General features: G+C 54.9%; 17 protein-coding genes. 3 read left to right on the top strand and 14 right to left on the bottom strand.

Going from position 1 to position 18,709, the window contains the following annotated elements:
- Positions 1–102: 102 nt before the first annotated feature.
- From GEOB_RS08320 to truD, 6 genes are all read right to left on the bottom strand, one after another.
- On the bottom strand, positions 103–927 hold the full coding sequence (locus tag GEOB_RS08320; RefSeq protein WP_012646759.1) for a polysaccharide deacetylase family protein: 825 nt from the start codon (positions 925–927) through the stop codon (positions 103–105).
- Between the two features lie 104 nt (positions 928–1,031).
- Positions 1,032–1,841 carry a sugar phosphate isomerase/epimerase family protein gene (locus GEOB_RS08315; RefSeq protein ID WP_012646758.1) on the bottom strand — a complete coding sequence of 270 codons (810 nt, stop codon included), beginning with the start codon at positions 1,839–1,841 and terminating at the stop codon, positions 1,032–1,034.
- Positions 1,842–1,850: 9 nt separating this feature from the next.
- A complete protein-coding gene (locus tag GEOB_RS08310) occupies positions 1,851–3,083 on the bottom strand; it encodes a putative nucleotidyltransferase substrate binding domain-containing protein (protein WP_012646757.1) in 1,233 nt (410 codons plus the stop codon).
- Positions 3,084–3,176: 93 nt separating this feature from the next.
- A complete protein-coding gene (locus GEOB_RS08305; RefSeq protein ID WP_012646756.1) occupies positions 3,177–4,703 on the bottom strand; it encodes a VC_2705 family sodium/solute symporter in 1,527 nt (508 codons plus the stop codon).
- The gene (locus GEOB_RS08300) at positions 4,696–5,019 is read right to left on the bottom strand and encodes a DUF4212 domain-containing protein (protein WP_012646755.1); all 324 of its coding nucleotides are present in this window, start codon (positions 5,017–5,019) and stop codon (positions 4,696–4,698) included. Before GEOB_RS08300 ends, GEOB_RS08305 begins: the two co-directional genes overlap by 8 nt.
- 35 nt (positions 5,020–5,054) lie before the next feature.
- Positions 5,055–6,287 (bottom strand): tRNA pseudouridine(13) synthase TruD, encoded by a 1,233-nt coding sequence (gene truD, locus GEOB_RS08295; RefSeq protein WP_049764348.1) that lies wholly within the window; start codon positions 6,285–6,287, stop codon positions 5,055–5,057.
- A gap of 170 nt (positions 6,288–6,457) precedes the next feature.
- Between truD and GEOB_RS08290 the strand changes: the two genes are divergently transcribed.
- From GEOB_RS08290 to GEOB_RS08280, 3 genes are all read left to right on the top strand, one after another.
- Complete coding sequence (locus tag GEOB_RS08290; protein WP_012646753.1) at positions 6,458–8,023, top strand: glucose-6-phosphate isomerase; 1,566 nt, start codon at positions 6,458–6,460, stop codon at positions 8,021–8,023.
- A gap of 36 nt (positions 8,024–8,059) precedes the next feature.
- Positions 8,060–9,001 (top strand): rhomboid family intramembrane serine protease, encoded by a 942-nt coding sequence (locus GEOB_RS08285; RefSeq protein ID WP_012646752.1) that lies wholly within the window; start codon positions 8,060–8,062, stop codon positions 8,999–9,001.
- Between the two features lie 113 nt (positions 9,002–9,114).
- Positions 9,115–10,371, top strand: coding sequence for an exo-beta-N-acetylmuramidase NamZ family protein (locus tag GEOB_RS08280; protein ID WP_230199036.1), 1,257 nt, complete (start codon positions 9,115–9,117; stop codon positions 10,369–10,371).
- Between the two features lie 223 nt (positions 10,372–10,594).
- On the opposite strand, the gene GEOB_RS08275 is transcribed toward GEOB_RS08280, so the two are convergent.
- The 8 genes from GEOB_RS08275 to metK form a co-directional block, all read right to left on the bottom strand.
- Positions 10,595–11,023 (bottom strand): toxin-antitoxin system YwqK family antitoxin, encoded by a 429-nt coding sequence (locus GEOB_RS08275; RefSeq protein WP_012646750.1) that lies wholly within the window; start codon positions 11,021–11,023, stop codon positions 10,595–10,597.
- 206 nt (positions 11,024–11,229) lie between these two features.
- The gene (locus tag GEOB_RS08270) at positions 11,230–12,582 is read right to left on the bottom strand and encodes a B12-binding domain-containing radical SAM protein (RefSeq protein WP_012646749.1); all 1,353 of its coding nucleotides are present in this window, start codon (positions 12,580–12,582) and stop codon (positions 11,230–11,232) included.
- A 32-nt stretch (positions 12,583–12,614) separates the two neighbouring features.
- Positions 12,615–13,403: an ABC transporter ATP-binding protein gene (locus GEOB_RS08265; protein ID WP_012646748.1), complete on the bottom strand. Its 789-nt coding sequence runs from the start codon at positions 13,401–13,403 to the stop codon at positions 12,615–12,617.
- A gap of 2 nt (positions 13,404–13,405) precedes the next feature.
- Complete coding sequence (locus GEOB_RS08260; RefSeq protein ID WP_012646747.1) at positions 13,406–14,197, bottom strand: ABC transporter permease; 792 nt, start codon at positions 14,195–14,197, stop codon at positions 13,406–13,408.
- Positions 14,198–14,236: 39 nt separating this feature from the next.
- The gene (locus tag GEOB_RS08255; protein WP_012646746.1) at positions 14,237–15,202 is read right to left on the bottom strand and encodes an aliphatic sulfonate ABC transporter substrate-binding protein; all 966 of its coding nucleotides are present in this window, start codon (positions 15,200–15,202) and stop codon (positions 14,237–14,239) included.
- Between the two features lie 115 nt (positions 15,203–15,317).
- Positions 15,318–15,788, bottom strand: coding sequence for a hypothetical protein (locus GEOB_RS08250; RefSeq protein ID WP_012646745.1), 471 nt, complete (start codon positions 15,786–15,788; stop codon positions 15,318–15,320).
- Between the two features lie 18 nt (positions 15,789–15,806).
- A complete protein-coding gene (locus tag GEOB_RS08245) occupies positions 15,807–17,060 on the bottom strand; it encodes a radical SAM protein (protein ID WP_012646744.1) in 1,254 nt (417 codons plus the stop codon).
- A 69-nt stretch (positions 17,061–17,129) separates the two neighbouring features.
- Complete coding sequence (gene metK, locus GEOB_RS08240; RefSeq protein WP_012646743.1) at positions 17,130–18,329, bottom strand: methionine adenosyltransferase; 1,200 nt, start codon at positions 18,327–18,329, stop codon at positions 17,130–17,132.
- Positions 18,330–18,709: the final 380 nt, after the last annotated feature.

Raw genomic sequence — 18,709 nt, 5'->3', positions numbered from 1 at the left:
CCCCTCACCCCAACCCTCTCCCAGGGGGAGAGGGAGTAAAAAGCTAACCCTCGCCCTCCGGGAGAGGGTGGCGCAACGCGCCGGGTGAGGGAAGCCTTTCACTTAGAACGCGATATTCCGTTTCGGAGCTGCGCCGGTGACGATCTGGGCGAAGGCCTTGCCTTGGTCGGCGTTGATGAGCAGGTAACGGGGTAGCTTCATGATGGCGTCGTTTGGACCGGCATGGTGGGCCTGGATGGTAAAGGTGGCTTTGTAGCCTGCTTCGGCGGCCTTTTGCAGCAGGTAATCATCGAAGATACCGAAGGGCCAGGCGAGCATGTCCACCGAGATGCCCAACTGCTTGTCCAGCCTCTCCTTGGCCTTCTTCAGCTGAATGTTAACCAGCTTCTCGAACTCTGCCGGCGGCAGCTTTTTTCTTTCCCGCTTAAAATTGGGATGCCAGAAGGTATGGGACTGGATGTCGAAAAGCCCGGTCTTTTTCAGCTCCCGCAGCTGATCCCAGGTCATGGCATACTTGGCGTTGGAGATAGCGGAGGGATAGACGAAGATCGTCACCGGCACGTTGTATTTCTTGGCCAGGGGCAGCATGTCGGTGTAAACGCTCTTGTGGGCATCATCCTCGACGATGACTACCGATTTCGGCGCCGGCGCCGGCCCTTTCTTCTGATAGTAGTCAATCAGCTGACGCAGGGGAATGACCTTGTAGCCGTTATCGCGCAAGAATTTAAGATGGGACTCGAATACCGGGGTGGTGATGGTCATGCCGTCGGCAACGGTGGGACCGAAGCGATGGTAGAGCAGGATCGGCACATTAACCGCCTGGGGTGCAGCAGGGACGGCTTTTTTTGTGTCAGGTTGAGCGGCGTGAACGGAAAAGGCGGTAAACAGAGAGAACAGCAGGACGAACAGCAGCAGACGGAACTTCATAACGAATTTCATACCTCCGGAGATTTTTGCTCCGGTCAGTGTAGCCGAATTTCACAGGGACGGGAATAAAATTCATGGGAAAATCGCGGGGAAGATTAGAGGGGTTATAACTTCACCTCATCCGGGCTCGGCTGCCTCGTCTCCCGCTCAAGGTATCTCCTGATCTCCCTGAGACTGCCGATAATGATCTTTTCGTCTTTGGGAAACTCATGGGGAGAAAGTTCCAGGGTCAAGGTCTCGCTGTAATCCGTGTTGCGCAAGTGATTGAGAAATCGGGTCAGGGGCAGAATGCCCCGCCCGGGCAGCAGGTGCTCTCTGCCGTGGCCGTAATCGGAGAAGTGGATATTGCGGATGCGGCCGGAGTTGTAAAAGAGGTAAAAGTCGTTGATGAAGTTGGCTTTTCCCGAGCCCATGTGGGTACAGTCGAAGGTGAGGAAAAGGTTCTTCTCGTGGAGAAAATCGATCATCTTCTCCGTATTGGAAAGGATGTGGGGGTTGATGTTGAATCTCCCCACCCAGGGCATGTTTTCCAGGGTGACGATCACTCCTTCCTGCCCCACCTCTTCCTGAAAATCCATAATCCGGTACAGCCAGCGCCAGAAGCGGAATTCGCCTCCCAACCATGAGGGGGGATGGAAATTAACCAGCTTCACCCCGCAGTCGGCGGCTATTTCCACCGATCTCTTCAGGGAATCGATCTGGGTGCCCCATCCGTCGAGAGGCATGAACGGGGCGTGCATGGAAAAGACGGGCAAAATTTCCGAGAGGTCCTTGATCAGACGGCGGCTGTTCACCTTCTGGAACTCGTGGTTGATGATCAGTTCCACCCCGTCGAAGCCTGTCTCCATGGCAATGGTGAAGACTTTTTCCAGGGGGAAGGTGAACAGTGTCCCTGTGGATATGGAAAGTTTCATGGGACGCCCCTACCCTTGCTCCGAAAAGACTTGGTAGACTATCTTCTGCAGGTTGATCACCGCCTCAAGGCCGCTCTTGAACAGGAAAGCCTCTTCTTCACCCAATTCGTCGGGATTCAGGTAAAGCTCGTTCACTTTGTAATCTTCCGCTTCCATGGATTGTTTAATCCTGTAGCCGGCAAAAAGGTGATAGGCCTTCAGCAGCCTGTCTGCCAGGTCCACCCCCAGATGTCCGGCATTGACAAGCCCCTTGATCCGCTCTACGGTGCCTGTTTCCACAAGGCTGTGATGTACTGCAAGGATTCGCACGTTGATCAGCAGTGGATTCAAGACAGCTTCATCGAGGTTGAACATGCCACGATGCTCGCCACTGCGTAAGGTTTTGAAGTTGCCGAACATGCCCAGTGCCACCGGCATGGAAGAGAGCTTTCTTGCTGCCTGGCCATAGAGGTCTTTCCCCTGCTCTTTTGCCAGTAACTCTGAGGAAATGGTTTTCAAACCGGCCGCCAAAGTTTCATCACCGGCAATTCCCCTGAGATCGCCAAGTACGGCCAGAATTTCCCCCAGTTTACCTATCCTCTGCATCTGGCTGGAACTCCAGCTTCGCCACTCACTTTCAGAGCCTTTCCACAACCCGCCATCATCAATAGGCCGGTGGCCGGCGCCGAAAATTCCGCATTGGTCAAGAAGAGCGATCAGCCGGTACCTCATCTCCTCGAAGTACCCGGCATGGTGCACCTGGGAATCAGGGTAAACGAGAAAGTAACGGGAGTCAGTCCCCGGCATAAACTCCTTACGCCCGGCACTGCCTGTTGCCAAAAGACAGCACGGTATGTCGTCGGGATACATGGTCCCGGCGCCGGTTTGGGCCAACACCAGCGCCTTGCGAAACAGCAGGTCGTGAAACGTTGCACACAGCCCGTGAAAGGCAATGACAGAGCTTCTTCTTGTGAAATATTCCTTTGTCAGCAAAGTGAATCGGATGCAAGCGCCGGCCAGCTGATCTGCATATTCAACCTGGGCAAATTCTTGCAACTGCAAGTCCAAACGATGGGAAAAATCCTCTTCGAAAGCCAGCTCATCTCCCACTCGCAACCGCAAGTTACGGAGGAGCTCAGCATCTTCCCCGGCAAGTAGATAGGCCATCTTTCCTGCCACTTTTTCGCGTACGGCAGTCAGCAGACGGGAAGCACTCTGGGTGGCGACGATATCGCCACCTTTGGCGCCGAGAAAAATTGCCATCTAATTACTCCTGTTTATTCAGGCGGGCTCGGTAGTCCGCGCCGTCACCCGTCACCCGTCACCCGTCACCCGTCACCAATCACCAATCACAAATCACAAATCACCAATGCCGTGGACCTGTTCGGCCAGAAAACGCTGCATCTCTTCGTCAGGGGGAGGTGTCAGCAGCGAAACGACTGTTATAACTGCGATAACCAATGGTGCTCCGCAAAGGGCGGAGGCGGTCAGGGGGAAGAGCTTTCCCACGAGAGGAAACGTACTGGCCAGAAGCGGCGATGAAAAGGTGATGATGATCCCGGTGAGCATGCCGGCAATGGCTCCCTGGCGGTTGGCCCTTCCCCACCAGATTCCCAGTAGGAAGACGGGAAAAAAAGTATTGCCTGCCAGGGCAAAAGCAACTGCGGTTATCTCGGCGATCATGGCCCACGGTTTTAAAGCCAGGAGAAAGACTATGGCGGCCAACGCCAGGATAGCACCCTTGGCAATGGCCATTTTGCGGGCTTCGGAAGCGAGGGGATTGATGAGCCGGTAGTAGATGTCATGGGAGAAGGCAGCAGCACCGTTCATGAGCAGGCCTGCCACAGTGAAAAAAGTGGCGCTGACTGCTCCGGCGGCCAGAATGCCGGTAAGCCAGACCGGCGCACCCTGGGCAGCTTTCAGAACTATAATGTCGGCAATCTGCCTGGCGGTCGCCATGTCCGGCACGGCACCTCCTCTCGCCTCGAACAGCTTGGCAAAAACGGCGTAGGCGGGGGCCGACCAGTAAATGAGGGCGATGAAAAAAAGCCCCCAGACAAGGCTCCAGCGTGCGTCCCGGATATTGGGCACAACATAAAAGCGGGAGAGAATGTGGGGCAGTCCGGCAGTGCCCACCATGAGGGTAAAACAGAGGGCGACCCACTGGAACAGGGAACCGGAAACAAAGGGAGCGGCGAAATCCACATGGAATTCCGTTGCCAGGTCCTGAATCCCCTGCCCGTAGCCGAACTGGGGAAGTATCCAGAAGTAGCCGAGCCGCCAGGCCAGGAACATCAGGGGCACGATAAAGGAGACGATCAGGACGAAGTATTGCATCTGCTGGTTTCTCGCCACCCCCAGCATGCCGCAGATGACCACGTATGACACCACTGCAGCTGATCCCACCATGAGACCGGTGGTGTAATCGCTCCCCAGCAGCCAGGCGAACACCATGCCCAGGCCCTTGAACTGGGCCACGCTGTAGATAACGGAGATAGCAATGGAAATAACGGCGGCAATGAACCGGGCAGCGTCGGAATCATAGCGGTCGCCGACGAAATCGGGGGTGGTAAACTTGCCGAAACGGCGTATCTGCCCCGACATCAGCACCAGCAGCAGGACATATCCGCCGGTCCAGCCGATGACATAGGCAAATCCCTGATAGCCCTGCAGGTAGATGATGCCGGCAAGGCCCAAGAAGCTGGCCGCGCTCATCCAGTTACTGGCAATGGCAGCCCCCCCGCCGACACGACCGATATATCGCCCGCCGAAACCGTAGCTTGAGCTATCCCGTGCCTTGGCGCTCAGCCCCGCCAGAACGAAGGCAATGAGAACTCCGACAATAAAAATGAGTGGCCAGACCGATAGGTTCTCACTAGTCATAGGATCTGTCTCTCCTGCGGCTGTGACTTTCACTGAGGCGATCGATGCAGAGATTGAAAACGATGCAGAGGATGATGAACCAGAGGGGAAGAAACTGGCCCGTAAACCAGAAATGGAACGGGAGGGTGAAAAAGGTGCGGATGGTGAGCAGACTCTGCCCGTTCACATCCCCCAGGAGAACCACGAGCAGCTGAAAACCGAAGGTCATAACCAGCCAGCCCAGAAGGATCAGCAGGATGATTCGTACCTCATCATGCATGTAGCCATTCTTCGGCTTGAAAATATTGACGCTATAGGGCTCTTTGCTGTCTTTCATGATTACACCTCCCCGGATCATGCTGCAGATGTTTTTTATGACTTCATAACCTCTCGCAGCACGGTCGTGGCATAGGAGCCTTTGGGCAGGGAAAACTCCAGGAAAAGTCCTGCCCCGTCCGCCTCCACTCCGATTTCTGCAATCGGCACACGCAGAGGGCGCCGTTCTCCCTCCATACGCAGGCCCCCTTCCAGGTCAAAGCTTGGCAGGGTCAAGTCTTCCGTCTCCAGCAATCGGCGCTCCATGGCCAGTGTCTCCCCTTCGGGCTCTTTCATACGGCAGCCGAACATGGGCCCGGTGGCCGAAATTTCAAAGGCGGCTGCCCTTGGTGCCTCGGCAGCTGCATCTGTGACCAGAAAGCATGCGCCGTTATCATGCTTGAAAGCGACATCTCCATGGACAACCTGGTCCAGGCTGTCCATGCGTTGCTGCACTACCCGGTCGAACAGATCGGCCTGGAAGGCGGACAGGTACAATTTTCTCAGGCGAGGATGAACGGCACGAAAAGCCTTTTCATGGGCCTCCGGCTGCTTGACCAGTTTCTGGAGCAGTTCCCGCTCTGTGCGGCAGTGGGGGGGGAAGGTCTCCAGGCTTTTCGCCAGATCTCCCGCTTTGAATGCCTCAATAGCCCTTCGCCACCGTTCGTCCGTTACCTTGTCCGGCTCTCCGATCAGGGCATCCACTGCGCCACGATAATCGTTGCGCAATATTGCTCCACCAATGAGATGGGAGTTGCCCTGAGCGCCGTAGCGCTGCTCACCGAAAAAATTGGGCACCCCCCTTTTCTCCAGGATGTCCAGTACCGCAATGGCGATAGTTGCAGCATCGGCACCGACGCCGCCTATTCGGATACGGAAACGGTTGCCCCGCAAATGACCGACCTTCAGTTTATTCCTGTGCGGTACCGCCGACAGGACCTTAATCCCAGGCAGTTCCAGCCCGAGCACTTGCTCCGGCGCCACCCTGGGCAATGAAATGGTCTGGCGGGTAATCCCTTTTGCATCTTTCATCCCGGCGTAACCGACATCACGCTCCCCTATGCCCAGCGCCTTTGCCAGACGACGTATGGCTTCAAGAGTGGTGATACCTCGCTTTTCGATCTCGGCATAGATATGCTCCCCTTCACCGCAGGGGGTGTAGATGGGGATTTCCGTAACCAGGAAATCTTCCGGTGTCTCTTTGAATATTCCGCCCGTGCCCGGTATATTCCCGGTGAGATAGGGATGCAATAGGTGCTCCTGTAAAACCCTGTTATTTGTTGGCCACATAATAGCGTCTGACAGGCCATCTTTCAACCAGATTAATCAAGTTTCAGCAGCTGGGAAAATTGAGAATTTTCCCGAGCGGGTTTGCCTTATTCACGTTATCACTTAGAATAGTTTAATATCTATGGCAGCCATCGGTTCCATATACAACCGCGACATTAAAAGGAGAACCAATGCCAACCGCAGAGAACACACCTCTGATGAACATCCCCTTGCAGGCACTTAAGGTTCATCACCAGCTGATGAAGAACTCCCATCTCCTTCAGCTCTTCGCCGAAGACCACCAGCGTGGCGAGCGTTTCAGCATGGAGGAAAAGGGTCTTTACCTGGACTACTCAAAGAACCTGATCACGGCAAAAACCATGGAACTTCTCCTGGAACTTGCCAGGGCAAGGAAATTGCCTGAAAAAATAGATGAACGGTTCATGGCCTTTGGTGAAATAGGCTGCCAGTCTGCCTTTCGACAGGCTTTGCAGAAAGATGAGGAATCGGCCAGGATGACTGACCTTGCCAACAGGATCTGGAACGGCGAATGGACCGGTCACAGCGGCATGCGCATCAAGACGGTCATCAACATCAATGTCAATGAAAGCGATCCCGGCCCGCCCATGGCTTATCAGGCATTGAAAGGCTTCATCCGTGGTGATGTGGCGACAATTTTCATTACCAGGACCAACAACCTGAACTTCTGTAGCATCCTCAATGAACTCAATCCGGCGGAAACCCTTTTCAATGTTGTTTCCGATACATTCACCTGCCGCAAAACGATGGTCTGTGCCCATACCGCCCGCCGTTGGGTTCTCAAAGCCATGAGAGATGAGTGCGCTGTAGCTCGCCACTTTACTGCCGTTTCCCTCAACGAGGAAGAAGCGAGAAAATTCGGCATCGATCCGGGAAACATCTTTGCCAGCCGGAGTCTGGGAAGCAGGCTGGTGGATTTTCCAACCATGGTGGGATTGGGAACAGGGATCTTCCAGCGCATGCTGGCCGGCATCCGTTCCATGGACCAGCACTTCAGCACTGCGCCGTTAAACCGCAATCTGCCGGTAACCATGGGACTTCTGCGGGTCTGGTACTGCAATTTCTACGGCAGCAGGCAAATGGCGCTCCTGCCATACCACCGGTGGCTGTCCAATCTTCCGGTATATGTCAACCGGCTTGTTACCTGCAGCGGCAGCAGCATGGAAGCAATGCCCATCGGGGAACCTGATGAAAGGAATGGCAAGGAGGCAACTAACATGCAGCATGCCATCTGCCAGCAGATCCTTCACGGCAGCACCATGTGCCCATGCGACTTTATCGGCTTCTGCCGGGATGAAGAGCTTGACGGAGGGAGCAGCAATCTACTCATGGCAAAGATGTTCGCATTGACAAAGTCCCTTGCCTTTGGCAGGCATGCAAGCGAATTCCAGGGGGGGAAGTGTCCCGATTCACTGAAACAATACCTGCCCATGGAGGGGAATCATCCAAGCAATACCATTCTTGCGGAAAATTTGACGCCGGAAGTATTCGGCGAGCTCCTGGCTCTCTACGAACATGCTGTTTACACCCAGCAGGTCGTCGGCCAATGGGGGATAATGGACCGGCAAGGGATGGAAGTCGGAAAGCTGGAGGCGCGAAATATCGCGATGGAACTGGAAAATGGCTCGACCACAACAGGTCATGACAGCTCCACCAGCTGTCTCATCAGGCATTACCGCAATCTTTCCGGGACAACGGGAAAGATATATGTTTCCTGATGGACGAGGGCCAGGCTATCTGCCATACTGGCAGGCATGGAACGGGAAGCTGAACAATCCGAATGGCTGAGCATCCCTGCGGAACTTGGGGTATGGAGAGAAAATTCGCCCCTGCCGGAACGACGGGTGCGCCTCTGGGCACTGGTGCTGGAAGCCCGCGGCATCCCGTTCCGCACCGAGAAAAGCGAAGATGGCTGGCTGATACTGGTACCCGACGATTTTCTCATTGCCGCCAGGGATGAACTGCGCCTCTTCGAAAAGGAAAACCACGCCTGGCCGCCCCATATATACCACCAGGCACCGCCCCTTAAGGAAAATGCCATCAGCACACTGTCGGTGCTGATACTGCTGGCCACATTTCACAATATCACCCGCCTGGACATCGCCATCGCCAACCATGCAAGCGTCGACTGGCAGGCTCTCGGCAGCGGCAATGCTGCCAGAATTCTCTCGGGCGAATGGTGGAGGCTGGTAACGGCGCTCACTCTACATGCTGACGCGGCGCACCTTCTGGGCAACCTGGCCATCGGCGGCATCTTTACCATCTGGCTCTGTCGTCAGCTCGGCTCCGGATTGGCCTGGAGCCTGATCCTCCTGTCGGGCATTCTCGGCAATCTGACCAACGTTTACCTCAACCAGCCGCAGCATAGCTCCATAGGTGCATCCACCGCCGTCTTCGGCGCCGTCGGCATCCTTGCCGCAGTCAACATGCTCCACCACCCATACGCCCTTCAGGGGCGCCGAATTCTACCTGTTGCCGCAGCCCTGTCACTTTTGGCCATCCTGGGTACGGAAGGGAAAAACACCGATCTGGGCGCACATCTTTTCGGCTTTATCTCCGGCATAGCCCTGGGCTTTATCACTGGGCTCTCCACAGCCAGGTTCGGTCAGCCCCAGAAATTTCTCAATGTCTTTCTTGCCATGACCAGTGCTGCAGTTGTCCTTGGCGCCTGGTGGCTGGCTCTCTTCGCTCGGTAACACTCAAGATAAAAGCCCCTCCGCCGATAAGAAAATTTAAACGCAAAATTTGTTGTTGTCGCATGTCGTTTCAGCTAAGCTGTTGCGGCTTCTACCGGACAAAGGGTGCTTACGTGTTCCGCTGCGTTATTGCCATGACATTCCTTATCTTCCTCGGGGCTTCCTCCCTCTCGTTTGCCGCACCGGTCAAAACCGGCGCCCAGATACTGGCTGGCGAAGACTTTTCGCCTCTGCGCGGCAAGAAATTCGCCCTGGTAACCAATCACACCGCCGTGGTGGATGGCATCCATCTCATGGACCTGATGATCAAGGCCCAGGTTCCCCCGGCAGTCGTCTTCACCCCCGAGCACGGATTGAAAGGGACGGCAGAAGACGGCATCCATATCGGCAACGGCACCTGCGATGGCATTCCGGTCAGGAGTCTCTATGGTTCGGCAAAGAAACCGAAACAGGAAGACCTGAAGGATATCGACCTGGTGGTCTTCGATATCCAGGATGTGGGGGTCCGGTTCTATACCTACATCTCCACCATGGGGCTGGTGATGGAAGCCGCAGCGGAAAAAGGCATTCCCTTCATGGTCCTCGACCGGCCCAACCCTCTGGGGGGCAATTATGTGGCAGGCTTTGTCAGGAAAGAGCTGCCGGCAACTTTCACTTCCTTTTACCCCATCCCCGTTGCCCATGGCATGACAGTCGGCGAAATGGCATTGATGATCAAGGGAGCTGGAATGCTGCCTGGGCTGGCCCAACTGGAGATAATCGTCGTCAGGATGGAGGGCTGGCAGAGGTGGATGCGCTGGCCGGACACGGGGCTGACCTGGCTGCCGACCAGTCCCAATATTCCGGATTTTGAAAGCGCCCTCCTTTATCCGGGCATTGGCCTTCTGGAGGCAACCAACGCCAGTGAAGGACGAGGCACTGACAGGCCATTCCGCCTAGCCGGCATTCCAGGCCTGGACAGGGCAGCCGTGGCGAAAAAGCTTAACCGGCAAGAGCTTGCCGGTATACATTTCGACGCAGTGCAGTTCACCCCCCTTTCTTTGCCCGGAAAATCATCCCTGCCGAAACAGATGAACAAAACCGTAGACGGGGTTGAGTTGGTAATAGACGATTACCTGGCAGTCCAGCCGGTGGAGGTGGGCATTGCAGTAGTCTCGGAATTATACGACGGGCTTTCCCCTGCAGAGAGAAGGACTTTCTTCCGCCACGGCTTTGAAGACATGGCCGGATCAAACCTGGCAAGACAGGCGGTGGAAGAGGGGAAATCACCGGAGGAAATCACTCACCTTTGGGCGGAAGAGATTGCTGACTTTCTGCAGCTACGTAAAAATTACCTCCTCTACGTCGACGAACCGACCAGGCAAATCTGACAGGCTGTTAAAAGGTTCTTCAGACATTTTCGGGGAAGGCAGTCGTGGCATCGGGAGAGAGTGACGAGCTACAGCGGCGAGCGGACACCCGCCCCATGAGGAACGGAGGCAACCCCGCCAATTCAGCATCGTGCACCATTACGCGGACGGCACCGCAAGGTCCGCACCTGTGGCGACAGAGCGAACGGACGATGTCGCGATTGCCTTTTATTTCACAGAATTCTTAAAAAGGCATCGTTCCTGGCGGCGATGAACAGGAAAGAAGCTTCCCGTTCTCCAGAAAGCTCACCTCCTCCTGCTCATTGCATTGTTTACCTTCAATCTCCGTGACGACTCTCAGGGTACATCTCTCAAGCCGGCCTGAGGGATAGAAACTTATCCAGCCGTATCTGGCGCAAGGCACGTTGCCAACCAAGATTTCATCGCTTGAAACACAGCTCTGCAGCTTGCCGTTGCCGTGAAAGGTGATTCTTTCCAGGTGGTTGCAGGTGATGCCGTCGATGGGGTAAAAGTCCCTCAGCAAGCAGGAACGAACCGCCCCATTGGGGAAGTAGCTTATTTCGGTGCCCGGATTACAGATGGATTGATCGGCAGCGAAGCAATCGGCCAGAGCAATGATGGAGGCAAGAGCGATGAGCAGGATAAGCTTCATGGTATCTCCGGCACTCAGCATTCCGGATAGCAACCTTCTTTAGTTAAATAATATCTAACATCCCCCCCTCAACAAGGATAAAATCCACAAAAAATGCTGTGTTGTGCATCCCGCTAAATTCTCCCGTCAGCCCTCGGCCTCATCAATGAGTGCACCGGTCCCCGGTTCACCTATTATCCATCTTTCCTGCAGATGCCGCTGGAGTATCATGCGGCTCTGCCATAAAAATATCCATTGATCTCCTGGTAAAGCTCCTTGAGCCTGGCCGGTGGAATTGCACAAATCCCGGCGTAAGCCTCGGTGAAGTGAACCTGATGATAGTCAAGACGGTACGGCTCGATCTTCCCTTCTGCAATCAGCTCTTCATAGAGGGTGGATCCGGGAAGGGGGCTGTAGATACTCCATGTCCAGCGGTCCAGGTCCAGGTCCTTGGCCAGATTAAAGGTCTGCTGCACATCCGTTTCATCTTCACCGGGAATGCCGATCATGAAAAAGCCGAAAACCTTTACGTACTGCTTGGCCAGCCGGACCCTCTCATTGATCTTTTCCACCGTAATACCTTTTTTCAACCGCACCAGGTTTTTGGGAGAGCCGGTCTCTATTCCCAGATCGAGCTGGGTCAGGCCGGCTCTTTTCATAAGCTGCAACTCCTCTTCGTCAATGAGGTCAATGCGGGTAAGAGCCTGCCATGCGATCTCCACCTTCTGCTCGATCATCAATCGGCAGAACTCCTTTATCCATTCCCGGTTAAGATTGAAGATACTGTCCTTGAACCAGACACCCTCCAGCTGATGGTGCTCCTTCAGGGCAACCAGTTCGTCAACGACCCGCTGGGGCGATTTGATCCGCCAGTTGCGCCCCATGGTCTGGTGGACAGCACAGAAGGTGCACTGAAAGGGGCAGCCGCGGGAGACGATCATGGAAATACCGCGCACACTGCGCAGATAGCGGTTATGTTCGATGTAGCGCTCAACGGGGAACGCTTCATAATCCGGCATCGGTAGCGTGTTCAGATCGGCTATGGCACGAGCCTTGTCCTTGATGACCACTTCGCCGTCCTGACAATACGATATGCCGTCGATGTCGTAGGGAGAGGAACCGTTAGCCAGCGCCTCCGCCAGAGCGGCGAAGGCCTCTTCCCCTTCGCCTCGAATAACGAAATCCACATGGGGATCGGCAAGGACACCGGCCGGGTCGAGGGTCGGATGAACGCCACCCAGTACCACCTTGGCAATGGGCGCGATTTTTTTCGAAATTCGGGCAGCATGCAGAGCCTCGGGCACGGTGGGGGTCATGGCGGTGATACCGACAATGTCAGGCCCGGCTGCGGCAATCTGCGCTGCCAGTTTGTCGCTGTCCATGAGGAGTCCCTGCATGTCGAGAAGGGTTACTTCGTGCCCACGCTCCTTCAGATAAGCGGTGAGAAAAGCCAGGCCAATGGGGGGCTCAAAGGGAGCAACGTATAGATTCCCCCCCTTGATCCAGTCAATATAGTCGTCGAAACGGTTGCTGAATTCCTTGTTGTCGTAAAAAGCCGGGTTGATGAGTAGTATTTTCATAATATCGCTCTCCTTTGACTTTTACTGTCGGGCTAAATGGCATAGACAAACGGTTTCTCCGCTTCGGCAAAGAACTCGGCATAGATCTCCTTGCGCAGCTGGACGAATTCGTAGCTGCTGCGATCCCTTGGCCTGGGCAAGTCCACCGGGATGATCCTTTTCACCGTACCGGGGCGGCTGGACATGATCACTACCCGGTCCCCCAGGTAGATCGCCTCATCGATATCATGGGTCACCAGGATCATGGTAGTCCGCTCCATTTCCCATATGCGGAGAATCTCCTGCTGCATCTGGATCTTGGTGAGGGCATCCAAAGCGCCGAACGGCTCGTCAAGCAGGAGAAGTTTCGGCTGGTTGACCAGGGCACGGGCGATGGCAACGCGCTGGGCCATTCCACCTGAAAGCTGGTGTGGGTGTGCCTTGGCGAAGCCTGATAGTCCCACCAGTTCCAGGTGCTCCCGCACCGTCTGCTCTGCTTCACCAGCGGGCCGGCCATTGAGACCGAAAGAGACATTCTGTTCTACCGTCAGCCAGGGAAGGAGGCGGTGCTCCTGGAAGACCATTCCCCGGTCGAGCCCCGGCCCGACGATAGGTTTTTCGCCAAGTTTGACCACCCCGTCATGCCCGTTCTCCAAACCGGCTATGATGCGCAAAAGGGTACTCTTGCCACAGCCGCTCGCACCTACTATGCAGATGAATTCTCCCTCCCCTATGGCGAGGTTTATGTCCTGCAGCGCGGGAACCTTGCTGCCACGAACCTGATAGCTTTTGTTCAGCCTCTCCACAACAAGACTGCCACCTATGCATCCTGATATCGCCATGATCAATCTCCTGCGAATGAAATTCTCCAGCTGATAAGCCGCTTTTCCAGGCGCTTCAGTACACTGTCCATGAGCTTGCCGATGACGCCGATGGTAATCATGCCGACCAGTACCACGTCCGACTGTGACAACTGCCGTGCATCCATGATGAGATAACCGATGCCGCTGCTGGCAGCTATCAACTCGGCCGCCACCACGCACATCCATGCCACCATGAGGCCGATACGGATACCGGTCATTATCGCCGGCAATGCCCCCGGAATGACCATCTGCCCAATGAACTTGCGCCGTGGCACTTCGAGAATTCTCGCTACTTCGACAAATTTATGATCGGTCTGGCGGATGCCATCGATGGTATTGATGATTACGGGAAAGAAGGCCCCTAGAAAGATAATGTAGACCTTGGATTGTTCACCGATGCCGAACCAGAGTATGGCGAGTGGTATCCAGGCAATGGGGGGGATCGGTTTTATCACCTGAATGACGAGATCGGTCAGTCGGTCCAGAGTCCGGGAAAGACCGATGGCAATGCCGAGACTCAGCCCCAGCAGTGCGGCAATGCCGAAACCTTCCAGTACCCGCAGAACGCTGATCCCCAAATGCTTTGCCATCTCACCACTTTTCAAAAGATCCAGAAAGGTCAGAGCGATCCGGGATGGAGGGGGCAGGATAATCGGCTTGATATAACCCAACTGGAAAAGCGCCTGCCATACAACCAGGATTGCTACCGACAGTGATAAATACTGGAGCAGGTGTTTAATCTTCAGCAAGCGCTGATTGGTGTCGTAAGCCATGACGATTTCTCCTATGCAAGCGCGGCAGTTCCCATAAAATCACCTAATGCCACTCTCGCGGGTAAGGCTCAGGTCGACAAAATTGCCGATATTGACTGAACTCTTGATCAAGCCGGCGTTACGCATGAATGCTTCGGTCTTTTTGATCTCATCGATATCATCGGCCTGGATTGCCGGGTTGAAGTCGAACCGGGGAAAGACCTTGAGCAGAAGCTCAGGCGTCAGGTTTACGTCATTGGCTATCAACCGGGCAGCCTCCCTGGGATTGGTTTTGATGAATTTAGCGCCACGTTGATAGGCTTTGAGGAGTGCCTTGACCTGCTCTCGGTTTTTGCTGACCAGGTTATCAGTGGCGATGATCACCAGCAGCCCCTTTTTAATGCCGCTACCGTCGGCCAACACCCGTACCGCCCCCTGGCTCTCCAGCTTGGTAATCACCGGCTCCCAGATCGCCGCCGCATCGATGTTGCCGCTCAGCAATGCAGTGGTGCTGTCTGCCTGGGAGAGGTTGATCAATTCAATGTCATTGATGGTCAGTCCCCCTTTCTGCAGGACCAGCACCAGCAGATGGTGTGCATAGGAACCCTTGACCACCGCCACTTTCTTCCCTTTCAGGTCTCTTGCCGATTTGATGGTTGATTTTCTAGGCACGACTACAGCCAAAGCCTTGGGACCAGTGGAGGTAAGGCCAATGATGCGGGTGTCGATGCCTGCCGATTTGCCGATAATGGCCGGGGTATCGCCGAGGAAGCCGACATCCTGCTGCCCTGCCGCAAAGGATTCATTGATGGGTGGACCGGCGGAAAAGGAAGACCATTTGATAGCAGGTTTTGCCCCCACCTTGGCCAACTCCTCCTCTACCCACTTTTTATGCTTGGCGATAAAGATTGGGGCATACTGGGGTATGGGCTGGGTAGCGATCCGCAGTTCCCCGGCCGCGGCCGGCCCTGTTGTCATGACGGCGATGGTTAATATACCGAGCAATGTACTGAAAACTTTTTTCATGGATCTTCTCCTTTTTAATGATAGCTTTTAGAGGCTTTCCCGGGGATGCAGGACACAAACAAAAAAAACGAGCGGCAACACCGCAGACATCCCCGCAGCAGTCAGTAGTCTCACATCAGCCGCGGCGAGCGATCCTGTCCAGATGCAAAAAGACGGAATGCGCCGCGTCTTCCTCGGCCTTGCGCTTGGCAAAGCTCTCGTCGATGATCTCCTCCGGCTCGATAACCCATACCGCAGCCAAATCCACGTCGCCGTGCTTTTCCCGGACAGCGTTATAGTGCTCCTGGAAGAGCGGGCCGGTAATGTGCGTTTTCAGGGGAATGCCCTTTATCTGATAGCTCTCGCCTTGTTTACCTTTCACCGCTATCGCCACTTTTTTATTGAACCAGATGCTTCTCACCAGATTTTTGTTGGTCCGGGACGATTCCAGGAACTCCAGATAAAGGATATTGCCGTCTTCCCCTGCCAGCAGCGACTCTTTCACTGCTGCATGGGGAAAGTCGTCACCATCCAGGGTGGACAACACCTTCGTACTCTCGTGATTATTCAGCAGGTCGATAATTTCCTTGGTCAGTTGTACAGCCATTATCTGTCTCCTTTCCCTTTAAAGAAGCCGTGAAAGATCCGTGTCCGGATGATTGCCGCAACGGCGATAATCATCGAAATCGACGCCTAAATTGTATTTCACCCGCAGGTTGTGGAGTCCCCTGGCCAACCGGACGAAGTATTCAAGTGATGGATTTTGCTGATCGCGGAAATAGGAACCGGGGCGTGGCACCCAAACGATGTAAACGGTCGTCACACCATTCTCCGCCAGGTATTCCGCTTCAGCCAGGGTCGATGCCAAGGCGTCGTCTTCACGGGTAAAGCCGCTCGGCTTGGCCAGTTCCACCCCTCCCACCAAACCGGTACCAACATTCCCCCGGCCGAAGATATCCACAGCCCGGATCAGGCGCTGTTGCCACTCCCGATAGCCGACCGACTGAGCCTTGCCAGGGCAGATCCAATTAAACATCTTTTCCCCCAGCACCTCCAGATCGCTGGTATAACTGGTAAGTCCCGTCTGCTCGTAGAGGCGCGCCAACTGCCTCTCATTGAAGGCTGAAGCGATCAACTGACTTGGAAACTTCTTGGTGGTGAAATTCTCGCCGATGGCCTGAAGGGTCTCGATGTAGTAGTCCACCTCCCGGTCAAAGATCTCCTCACCTTTGAGAACTGAGCCGGCAGTCAGGCACATGCTGGTGAAACGACCCGGCTCCTTGAGCGCCTCGCGCACCGTTTCCGACACGTCTTCCGGTTTCAACCTGGTCGGCACTCCCAGGGCGTCTTTCTGTTGTTTGGTATGATTGACAATGTCGCAGAAGCGGCATTCCTGTTTTTCCGCCCAGAAATGGCAGAAGCTTGACTGGAAGATGTTGAGCCGCTGCGGCCTGGCGCTGGCGATATGACTCATTGGCACGCCGGAACTGGTTTTTTTGTCGTAGTAGAGCGGCTTCGGCCATAGTTCCACAAATTCGACCGGTTCCCCGCCATCAACGAGCGCCAAGCGACCGTCCACCAGGTCGACAAGATAGGGATTCTGCTCAAGGGGCGTCGGATCGGTGAGGATTGAGGTTCCGTCCCTGAGCAGGATCGATTCGGGCAGCGGTTTGATCTCGCCGTCCCGGGAGCCGAAGATGTAAGGGCTGCGCATCTGCACCGTATCGTCGATAGAGGCCAGGGCACGCTCCGTGTAATGGACTCCCCGCCTCTGCGCGTCGATCTTCAGCGCAATCAGCCTCGGCACATCGGGATACTTTTCCACCACCTCGTTCAGGCTCAGTTCATTTTCGAATGTTCGTTTCAAAGCAACGGACATGACAATTCTCCTTTCACTCTTCACTCTTCACTCTTCACTCTTCACTCTTCACTCTTCACCATTCACCATTCACTGTTTTATTACCGCCTGCTTGAGCTGCTCAGCCTTGTCAGTTCGTTCCCAGGGAAGATCCAGATCAGTCCGGCCAAAGTGACCATAGGCGGCAGTCTGCCGGTAGATCGGGCGGCGCAGATCGAGCTGCTCTATGATTGCCGCTGGGCGCAGATCGAAGTTGGCTGCTATCAGCTCGGCAAGTTCGCTATTGGTGAATTCACTTGTGCCGAAGCTGTCGACAAATATGGAAACCGGCCGCGCCACGCCGATTGCGTATGCAATCTGAACTTCCAACCTCCTGGCAAGGCCTGCAGCAACCACATTCTTCGCCACATAACGTGCCGCATAGGCGCCGGAACGATCAACTTTCGTGGGATCTTTTCCCGAAAAGGCGCCCCCCCCATGCCGGGCAAAACCGCCGTAGGTATCGACAATAATCTTGCGGCCGGTCAGCCCCGCATCGCCATGGGGTCCGCCGACGACGAAACGGCCGGTGGGATTGACATAGATCTTCGTTTTGTCGTCCAGCAATCCATCAGGTATGACCGGTTCGATCACCTGGGCGATGATGTCTTTGCGAATCTGTTCAAGCTCAACCTCGGGAGCGTGTTGTGCCGAGATAACGATAGTATCCACCCGCACCGGCCGGTCTCCTTCATATTCCACCGTCACCTGGCTTTTGCCATCCGGGCGTAGATAGGATATGTCACCGCTTTTCCTTGCTTCAGCCAGGCGGCGGGAAAGGCCATGGGCCAAGGCAATACTGGTGGGGAGAAACTGCGGCGTTTCATCGGTGGCAAAACCGAACACCATCCCCTGGTCTCCTGCCCCAACCGAGTCCAGATAACCGTCATGATCACCGTTCCGGCGTGCTTCCAGCGCCCGGTTCACTCCCTGGGCAATGTCGGGCGACTGTTCATCCACCGAAACAAGGACTGCGGCTGTTTTCCCGTCGAAGCCATAGTCGGGATGATCATAGCCAACCTCCCTGATGGTGTTGCGGACGATTTTGGCTATCTCCGGCCGTGCCAGTGTTGTAATTTCTCCCGTCACCAGGGCTAATCCAGTATTGAGGCTGGTTTCACAGGCAACTCTCGCCAGGGGGTCCTGTTCCAGAATCGCATCCAGCACCGAGTCTGAAATCTGATCCGCCAGCTTGTCCGGATGGCCTTCGGTGACCGATTCCGATGTAAACAGATACCTTTGCTTCGCCATAGCTATCGCTCCTTTTATTGAAATATCCTTCAGTTGAAGGAACTGGAAAAAACGTGCAGATATCAGGGCCTTGAAAAACGTCACTTGAGCCTTGCATTTCGGCCTCCTCATGAGCGAGGAGACGAAACGTACACGAAGTACGTTGAGTTTCCGAGCGAGCGGTAATGCCGCAGATCGGCCTCGCAGTAGTTTTTCAAAGCCCGGAGAAAAAAAAAGGCCAAGCTATCCCGTGGGATTAACTTAGCCTCCAGTCAGCCTGGTCAACTAATGGTTATGATTATCAATGCCTAGGAGTCTGTCGGACTTAGGAATGAATCTGCTGCGAGAATAGCAGATCGGTCCATATTCCCGGAAATTTTCGACCAATAGGTCCACTATTC

The sequence above is a fragment of the Geotalea daltonii FRC-32 genome, from assembly GCF_000022265.1.
In the GTDB taxonomy this organism is placed as follows: domain Bacteria; phylum Desulfobacterota; class Desulfuromonadia; order Geobacterales; family Geobacteraceae; genus Geotalea; species Geotalea daltonii.
This window is presented reverse-complemented; position numbering and strand designations above follow the sequence as displayed.